The organism is uncultured Aquincola sp., assembly GCF_964001545.1.
In the GTDB taxonomy this organism is placed as follows: Bacteria; Pseudomonadota; Gammaproteobacteria; order Burkholderiales; family Burkholderiaceae_C; genus Aquincola.
Window position 1 is genome coordinate 1 of the sequence record NZ_CAXFDV010000757.1, and the last position, 6,597, is coordinate 6,597.

Annotated in this window: 7 protein-coding genes; 5 read left to right on the plus strand and 2 right to left on the minus strand. The window is 70.3% G+C overall.

Going from position 1 to position 6,597, the window contains the following annotated elements; genetic code table 11:
- Positions 1-352 (minus strand): alpha/beta fold hydrolase (locus ABNT58_RS26495; protein WP_348756368.1); only part of this gene is annotated, 352 nt, incomplete at its 3' end.
- On the minus strand, positions 349-1,647 hold the full coding sequence (locus ABNT58_RS26500) for an O-acetylhomoserine aminocarboxypropyltransferase (protein ID WP_348756369.1): 1,299 nt from the start codon (positions 1,645-1,647) through the stop codon (positions 349-351). The genes ABNT58_RS26500 and ABNT58_RS26495, both read right to left, overlap by 4 nt.
- A 112-nt stretch (positions 1,648-1,759) precedes the next feature.
- On the opposite strand from ABNT58_RS26500, the gene ABNT58_RS26505 reads away from it, so the two are divergent.
- The 5 genes from ABNT58_RS26505 to ABNT58_RS26525 all read left to right on the plus strand — a co-directional run.
- Positions 1,760-2,239, plus strand: coding sequence for a CBS domain-containing protein (locus ABNT58_RS26505; protein WP_348756370.1), 480 nt, complete (start codon positions 1,760-1,762; stop codon positions 2,237-2,239).
- Between the two features lie 140 nt (positions 2,240-2,379).
- Positions 2,380-3,477, plus strand: a complete 1,098-nt coding sequence (gene aroC, locus ABNT58_RS26510; RefSeq protein WP_348756371.1) for a chorismate synthase — start codon at positions 2,380-2,382, stop codon at positions 3,475-3,477.
- 76 nt (positions 3,478-3,553) lie between these two features.
- On the plus strand, positions 3,554-4,828 hold the full coding sequence (locus ABNT58_RS26515; protein ID WP_348756372.1) for an HD-GYP domain-containing protein: 1,275 nt from the start codon (positions 3,554-3,556) through the stop codon (positions 4,826-4,828).
- Positions 4,829-4,986: 158 nt separating this feature from the next.
- Positions 4,987-6,144 carry an efflux RND transporter periplasmic adaptor subunit gene (locus ABNT58_RS26520; protein ID WP_348756373.1) on the plus strand — a complete coding sequence of 386 codons (1,158 nt, stop codon included), beginning with the start codon at positions 4,987-4,989 and terminating at the stop codon, positions 6,142-6,144.
- Positions 6,145-6,163: 19 nt separating this feature from the next.
- On the plus strand, positions 6,164-6,597 hold a 434-nt coding region (locus ABNT58_RS26525; protein ID WP_348756374.1), incomplete at its 3' end, for an efflux RND transporter permease subunit.

The window sequence follows — 6,597 nt, forward strand, 5'->3', positions numbered from 1 at the left end:
CGCGCTCGGGCGCACGCGCGGCGGCTTCCAGCGCGATCAATGAGCCCATGCTGTGGCCTACCAGCGCGGCCCGCTGCACGTCGGCGGCGTCCAGCAGCGCCAGCACCCAGTCGGCCAGCGCCTCCACGCTGGGCAGCACCGGGCCGCCGCTGCGGCCGTGGCCGGGCTGGTCCACCGCCAGCACGCTGAAACCATGGTGCGCGAACCAGCGCGCCGCCAGCGTCCACACGCTGTGGTCGTTGAGGGCGCCATGCACCATCACCACGCAGGGCAGGGTGGGGTCGAAGGGCTTGCCGCCGGTGTAGGCGTAGGCCGGCTGCGGGCCCTGGGGGTTGTTGACCTGCAGCTTCATGGCGCCTTCTCCGCCACCTTCAGCGCGCGCTTCAGGTCGTCCAGCAGGTCGTCGGGGTCTTCCAGGCCCACCGACAGGCGGATGGTGCCGGGCCCGATGCCGGCCTGCGCCAGCGCCGCGTCGTCCATGCGGAAGTGGGTGGTGGAGGCCGGGTGGATCACCAGCGAGCGGCAATCGCCCACGTTGGCCAGGTGGCTGAAGAGCTTGAGCGCCTCGATGAAGGCCTGGCCCTGGCGCCGGCTGCCCTTCAGGTCGAAGCTGAAGACCGCGCCGCAGCCGCGCGGCAGCAGCCTCTGCGCCAGCGCATGGTCGGGGTGGCCGGGCAGCTCGGGGTAGGCGACGCCGGCCACCATCGGGTGCGCGGCGAGAAACTCGACGATGCGCCGGGGGTTGTCCACATGCCGAGCCATGCGCAGCGGCAGCGTCTCGATGCCTTGCAGGATCAGCCAGGCGGTGTGCGGGCTCATGCAGGCGCCGAAGTCGCGCAGGCCCTCGCGCCGGGCGCGCAGCAGGAAGGCACCGACGGTGCTTTCCTCAGTAAAGCGCATGCCGTGGAAGCCGGCGTACGGTTCGGTCAGCTCCGGAAAACGGCCCGAGGCGTCCCAGTCGAACTGGCCGCTGTCCACCAGCACGCCACCCACCACCGTGCCGTGGCCGCACAGGAACTTGGTGGCCGAGTGGTAGACCAGGTCGGCGCCATGCTCAAACGGCTTCATCAGCCAGGGCGTGGTGAAGGTGCTGTCCACCAGCAGCGGCAGGCCGGCGTCGTGCGCGATCTGCGCCACGTTGGGAATGTCCAGCACGTCCAGCCCCGGGTTGCCCAGGGTCTCGCCGAACAGGAGCCGCGTCTCGGGCCGGATGGCGGCCCGCCAGGCGTCCAGGTCGCGCGGGTTGACAAAGGTGGTGGTGATGCCGAAGCGCGCCAGCGTGTAGTGCAGCAGGTTGTGCGAGCCGCCGTACAGCGCGCTGCTGGCCACAACGTGCGAGCCGGCACCGGCCAGCGTGCAGATGGCCAGGTGCAGCGCCGCCTGGCCGCTGGCGGTGGCGATGCCGCCCACACCGCCTTCCAGCGCGGCCATGCGCTCTTCGAACACCGCGGTGGTCGGGTTGCTGATGCGGCTGTACACATGGCCCGGCCGCTCCATGTTGAAGAGCGAGGCGGCCTGCTCGCTGCTCTCGAACACGAAGGAGGTGCTGAGGTGGATGGGCAGCGCGCGGGCGCCTGTGGCCGCATCGGGCGCGGCGCCGGCATGCAGCGCCAGGGTGTCGAATCCGGGGTCCAGCGGTCCGGGCATGCAGTCTCCTTGAATTGCTATCACGGCCCGGCGTCAAGAGGGCGCAACTGCCGGGCGCCATCCGGAAGATTGTGTGCTATGTTGCCGCCGTACCCCGCCTCGGAGCACTGCCATGAAAGTCAGCGACATCCTGCGTGTCAAAGGAAACACGCTCTACACCGTCACGCCCGATGAACCTCTGGCCCTGGCCTTGAAAACCATGGCCGAGCTGGACATCGGCAGCTTGTGCGTGATGAGCCATGGCGACCTGATCGGCATGCTCACCTTCCGCGAAGTGATCCAGGTGGTGGTGCGCAATGGCGGCGTGGTGGGCGACACCCTGGTGCGCACGGCCATGGACGACCAGCCCCTGACCTGCACGCCCGAGACCGAGCTGGACGAAGTGCGCCGCATGATGCTGCAGCGCCACGCCCGCTACATGCCGGTGCTGAACCAGCGCACGCTGATGGGCGTGATCTCGTTCTACGACGTGGCCAAGGCGGTGGTGGACAGCCAGGACTTCGAGAACCGCATGCTCAAGGCCTACATCCGCGACTGGCCGGTGGACCAGAACGCCGAAGCCGAGGCGGAAGCGGCCCAACCCAAACTCTGATGTCAGCCCCCAAGCTCGCTGCGCTCGCGGCCCCCTAAGGTGGCGCGCCCGCCCTTGGGGCGGCCCGGCCGAAGCACAATCGAGGGCCCGGCGCCACGGCGTTGCCGGGCCCTTTCTTTTCCTGCTGACTGGTTCTTGCAATGCCCGGCTCCACTTTCGGCGAACTGTTTCGCGTCACCAACTTCGGCGAAAGCCACGGCCCGGCCATCGGCTGCGTGATCGACGGCTGCCCGCCCGGCATGGCGCTGAGCGAGGCCGACATCCAGCCCGAGCTGGACCGCCGCCGCCCCGGCACCAGCCGCCACGTCACCCAGCGCAACGAGCCCGATGCGGTGGAAATCCTGTCGGGCGTGTACGAGGGCCGCACCACCGGCACCCCCATCTGCCTGCTGATCCGCAACACCGACCAGCGCAGCAAGGACTACGGCAACATCCTCGACACCTTCCGCCCCGGCCACGCCGACTACACCTACTGGCGCAAGTACGGCCTGCGCGACCCGCGCGGCGGCGGTCGCTCGTCGGCCCGGCTCACCGCGCCCACGGTGGCGGCGGCCGCGGTGGCCCGCAAGTGGCTGCATGAAAAGCACGGCACCACCTTCACCGGCTGGATGAGCCAGCTGGGCGAACTGCCGGTGGCCTTCGAAGACGCGGCCCACATCCCGAACAACCCCTTCTTCGCGGCCAACGTGAGCCAGATCGCCGAGATGGAGGCCTACATGGACACGCTGCGCAAGGCCGGCGATTCCTGCGGCGCCCGCATCGAAGTGCTGGCGCAGAACGTGCCGGTGGGCCTGGGTGAGCCGCTCTATGACAAGCTGGACGCCGACATCGCCTACGCGATGATGGGCATCAATGCCGTCAAGGGCGTTGAAATCGGCGACGGCTTCGGCGTGGTGGCCCAGCGCGGCAGCCTGCATGGCGACGAGCTGTCGCCCGAGGGCTTCAAGGCCAACCGGGCCGGCGGCGTGCTGGGCGGCATTTCTACCGGGCAAGACCTGCGGGTGTCCATCGCCATCAAGCCCACCAGTTCCATCCGCTCGCCCAAGGCCTCGATCGACCGCGCGCTGCAGCCCACCACGGTGGAAACCTTCGGCCGCCACGACCCCTGCGTGGGCATCCGCGCCACGCCCATCGCCGAGGCGATGCTGGCCCTGGTGCTGATGGACCATGCACTGCGCCACCGGGCCCAGAACGCCGACGTGGCGCTGCCGGTGCCGCCGATTCCCGGCGCGGCTTAGCCGCCATTTGGCCCTTCAGATCCATCAGAACTGGCCGACAACCTCAGCGTGCTTGTAACCGCTGTGGTCGTCACCGATGTTGAAAAAGATCGCCGTCGCTGATCTGCGGCTTGGCATGCACCTGCACGGGTTCGAGAGCTCGTGGATGCGGCATCCGTTCTGGAAGTCGCGCTTCGTGCTCACCGATGCGGCCGATCTGCAGGCCGCCCTGGCCAGCGGCATTGCCGAATGCTGGATCGACACCAGCCTGGGCGCCGACGTGCCGCCGCGCGACGACCGGCCCACCCCCGCCGCCAGCCCGGCGCCCTGCCTGCCCGCCGCACCTGCAGCCGCGCCGACTGTTGCGCAAGCGCCGGCCGCAGCGCCTGCAGCGCCCGCCATGCCCCCCGCGCCCTCGGCCAGCCTGCAGGAAGAACTGCGCAAGGCCCAGCAGGTGTACCGCCGCTCCAAGCAGGCGGTGGCCTCGATGTTCAACGAGGCGCGCCTGGGCAAGGCCATCGACGCCGAGCAGTGCCTGCCGCTGGTGGAAGAGATCTCCGAGTCGGTCTTCCGCAACCCCGGCGCGCTGGTCAGCCTGGCGCGGCTCAAGAGCCGGGACGAATACACCTACATGCATTCGGTGGCCGTGTGCGCGCTGATGGTGGCGCTGGGCCGCGAGATGGGCCTGGACGTGGCTGCCTGCCGCGAAGCCGGCCTGGCGGGCCTGCTGCACGACATGGGCAAGGCCGCGATGCCGCTGGACATCCTGAACAAGCCCGGCAAGCTCACCGACGACGAATTCGCGGTGATGCGCAGCCACCCTGAGCGCGGCCACGAGATGCTGCTGGGCGGCACCGCGCCCGACGCGGTGCTGGACGTGTGCCTGCACCACCATGAGCGCATGGACGGCACCGGCTACCCGCACCGGCTGCCGGGCGAGCGCTTCTCCTGCGTGGCCCGCATGGGCGCCATCTGCGACGTGTACGACGCCATCACCTCCAACCGGCCCTACAAGGCGGGCTGGGACCCGGCCGAGAGCATCGCCCGGATGATGTCCTGGAAGGGCCACTTCGACGAAGCCATGCTGGGCGCCTTCGTCAAGAGCTTGGGCATCTACCCCATCGGCTCGCTGGTGCGGCTGGAGTCGGGCAAGCTGGCCGTGGTGGTCGAGCAGAACCCGGCCGCGCTGGTCTCGCCGGTGGTCAAGGCTTTTTTCTCCACCCGCTCCAACATGCCGATCGCGGTCACCCGCATCGACCTGGCGCAGGCCGCCGGCCGCGACCGCATCGTCGGCCGCGAACCGCCGGGTCAATGGAACTTCCCGCAGCTGGCCGAGCTGTGGGCCGGCGACGCCGCCCCCGGCCGCCGCTGACGCACCCCGCCTGCAGTTCGTCGCTTCCATCCGCACTCTGTCGCACCGCCACGTGATGGCCTGAAGGGGACGCCTACACTGCGCCCGCCCTGGCCATGCGGCTGCCTTACCCAGGCGGCCGCAAGGGGGCGGACGACAAGATCTTCAGGAGCGAGCGAATGGGCAACAAGGGCCTGAAAACCGCGGCCGTGGTGGCGGCGGTGCTGGTGGTGGCGGGCATCGCCGCCGCGGTGAACAGCCAGCGGCAGGACGCGCCCGCAGCCAAGGCCGATGTGGTGCTGGAATTCACCGCGCGCGAAGTGGTGCAGCCGCAGTCCATGCCGCTGCCGCTGGTGCTGCAGTTCTCCGGCCCGCTGGTGGCCCCGCAAACCGCGGTGGTGCGTGCCAAGGCCGCCGGCACCTTGCTGTCGCTGGCGGTGGAGGAGGGCAGCCGCGTGCGCGCCGGCCAGGCGCTGGGCCAGGTCGACCTGGCCGAGCTGGACAGCCGGGTGAACGAACGCCATGCGATGCTGGAATCGGCTCGCGCGCAGCTGGCGCAGGCCGAGCGCAACTACCAGTCCAACCTGCGGCTGGCCGACCAGCAGTTCATCTCCGCCAATGCGCTGGACACCTCGCGCTCGCAGCTCGATGCAGCGCGCGCGCAGATGAATGCCGCCCAGGCGCAGGTCAACAGCCTGCGCGTCACCCAGCGTGATGCGGCCCTGGTGGCGCCGATCAGCGGCGTGGTGGCGCGCCGCCATGTGGTGCCCGGCGAAAAACTGGCCGCCGAGCAGCAGGTGCTGACGCTGGTGGACCTGGCCCGGCTGGAGCTGGCCGGCAGCGTGGGCACGCACGAGGTCTCGCTGCTGCAGCCCGGCATGCCGGTGCAGGTGCAGGTGGAAGGCGTGGCCACGCCGGTGGCGGCGCGGCTGGCGCGCATCGCGCCGGCGGCCGAGCCGGGCACCCGGGCCATCGGCGTGACCGTGGCCTTCGACAACCCCAAGGAAACCTTTCGCGCCGGCCAGTACGCGCTGGCCCGCGTGGTGCTGGACGATCCGCAGCAGCGCCTCACGCTGCCGGCCAGCGCCATCGGCCACCAGTCGGGGCAGGAGCATGTGTGGCTGATCGAAGGCGGCGCGCTGGCGCGCCGCGCCGTCACCACCGGCCGGCGCGACGAAGCCGGCGGCCGGGTGGAAGTGCTCGAGGGCGTGGATGCGCAATCGCAGGTGCTGGCGGCGCGCTTCGACAACCTGCGCGAAGGTGCCAAGGCGGTGCTGCTGCCCGGCAAATCGGCCGCGGTGGCGGCCAGCGGCGCTTCGGCGCCGGTGATCAAGTGAGCGGGGCCGCATCATGTGGATGACCCGCGTCGCCATCAACAACCCGGTGTTCGCGGCCATGGTGATGGCCGCGCTGTGCGTGCTGGGCGTGTTTTCGTATGCCCGGCTGGGCGTGGAGCAGCTGCCCGACGTGGCGCCGCCCATGGCCTACATTGACGTGCGCTACCCCGGCGCCTCGGCCGAGGCGGTGGAGCGTGAAGTCACCAAGGTGATCGAAGAGTCGGTCAACGCGGTGGCCGGCATCAAGCGCATCACCTCGCGCAGCTTCGAGGGCCGCAGCCAGACGCAGGTGGAGTTCAACCTCAACGCCGACATGTCCCGCGGCCTGCAGGACGTGCGCGACCGCGTGGCCATGGTGCAGGGCCTGATGCCGCGCGACGCCAAGCCGCCCACCGTGGCGCGGGTGGACAACGAGAACAGCCAGCCGGTGGTGGTGGCCGCGCTGCTGTCGCA

What these genes read in the sequence shown, in the direction of transcription:
- ABNT58_RS26505 (WP_348756370.1), top strand. Translation starts at nt 1,760, where the DNA reads ATGAAAGTCAGCGACATCCTGCGTGTCAAAGGAAACACGCTCTACACC.
- aroC (WP_348756371.1), top strand. Translation starts at nt 2,380, where the DNA reads ATGCCCGGCTCCACTTTCGGCGAACTGTTTCGCGTCACCAACTTCGGC.
- ABNT58_RS26520 (WP_348756373.1), top strand. Translation starts at nt 4,987, where the DNA reads ATGGGCAACAAGGGCCTGAAAACCGCGGCCGTGGTGGCGGCGGTGCTG.
- ABNT58_RS26515 (WP_348756372.1), top strand. Translation starts at nt 3,554, where the DNA reads ATGTTGAAAAAGATCGCCGTCGCTGATCTGCGGCTTGGCATGCACCTG.
- ABNT58_RS26500 (WP_348756369.1), bottom strand. Translation starts at nt 1,647, where the DNA reads ATGCCCGGACCGCTGGACCCCGGATTCGACACCCTGGCGCTGCATGCC.